This is a genomic window from Promicromonospora kroppenstedtii DSM 19349, from assembly GCF_000515355.1.
In the GTDB taxonomy this organism is placed as follows: Bacteria; Actinomycetota; Actinomycetes; order Actinomycetales; family Cellulomonadaceae; genus Promicromonospora; species Promicromonospora kroppenstedtii.
In genome coordinates, this window is record NZ_KI911594.1 from 27,006 (window position 1) to 28,141 (window position 1,136).

Annotated in this window: 2 protein-coding genes; both read right to left on the reverse strand. The window is 74.7% G+C overall.

Annotated elements, in window-relative coordinates; all coding sequences use genetic code 11:
- Positions 1–701: aldehyde dehydrogenase family protein (locus tag PROKR_RS03140; protein WP_036959466.1), on the reverse strand; the 701-nt coding region annotated here is incomplete at its 3' end.
- Positions 698–1,136 (reverse strand): 2-oxoadipate dioxygenase/decarboxylase family protein (locus PROKR_RS03145; protein WP_036959454.1); only part of this gene is annotated, 439 nt, incomplete at its 5' end. The genes PROKR_RS03145 and PROKR_RS03140, both read right to left, overlap by 4 nt.

The following is a 1,136-nucleotide window of genomic DNA, read 5'->3' on the forward strand; positions in this document are numbered from 1 at the left end:
GGGTCGGCCACCAGGGCCTCGCCGGCCTCGCGGTCGCCCAGCAGGAGCTGCGAGACGCCGGTCGGGAAGCCGGCCTCGGCCAGCGCCCGGTCGAGCAGCGCGGCCGCGCCGACGGCGGACAGCAGGGTCTTCTCGCTCGGCTTCCACACCACGGTGTCGCCGCAGACCAGCGCGACGGCCGTGTTCCACGACCACACCGCGACCGGGAAGTTGAAGGCGCTGATCACGCCGACGACGCCCATCGGGTGCCACGTCTCCATCAGGCGGTGGCCGGGCCGCTCGGACGGCATGGTGCGGCCCCCGACCTGCCGCGAGAGCCCGACGGCGAAGTCGCAGATGTCGATCATCTCCTGGACCTCGCCCAGGGCCTCGCTGGTGATCTTGCCCGCCTCGATGGTGACGAGCTCCGCGAGGTCGGCCTTGTGCTCGGTGAGCAGCTCGCCCAGACGCTTGACGACCTGGCCGCGTACCGGGGCGGGCACCGAGCGCCACGTCGTGAAGGCCTCTGCGGCCTCGCCGACGGCGGTCGCGGCCTCGGGGGCGCCGTCGCGGCGCAGCTCCAGCAGCGTCTGCCCGGACAGGGGCGACACGACGGGCAGGCCCGTGCCCGCGGGCACGGTGGCGCCCAGCCGCTCCAGGGCGGCCAGCGCGGTGTCGCGCAGCTCGGTCGTCAGCGGGCTGTCGGTGGTGGTGCTGGTCATCGCGTTGCTCCCGTTGTGCGGTGGGTGGTGGTGAGGGTGGCCGGGTCGACACCGAGGGTCTCGGCGGCGCTGGCCAGGGACCTGGCCACCTGGTCGGCGTACAGGTCGAAGGGGTCGTTCAGGTCGCGGCCGAGCGCGCCCGCCATCCAGTCCGCGTCCCGGTCCGTGCCCTCCTGGCTCGCGTCCTTGGCGCCGTCGGAGGTCAGGTTGGACTGGAAGATGCCCGCCGCGGAGCGGGGCAGGAAGTCCTCGTAGACGATCGGCTGGCGGACCACGCCCGCGCCGGCCGGGTCCACCTCGTAGGTGAACCAGCCGAGCTCCTGGTCGGCGAGCGCCGCCTCGGTCGTCGGGAAGGTCCGCTGCCAGACGGCGCGCGCGAGCTGCTGGCGCTGCGCCTCCGTGAAGCCCGGGTCGTCGGCGCGGGCCGCGGCGGCC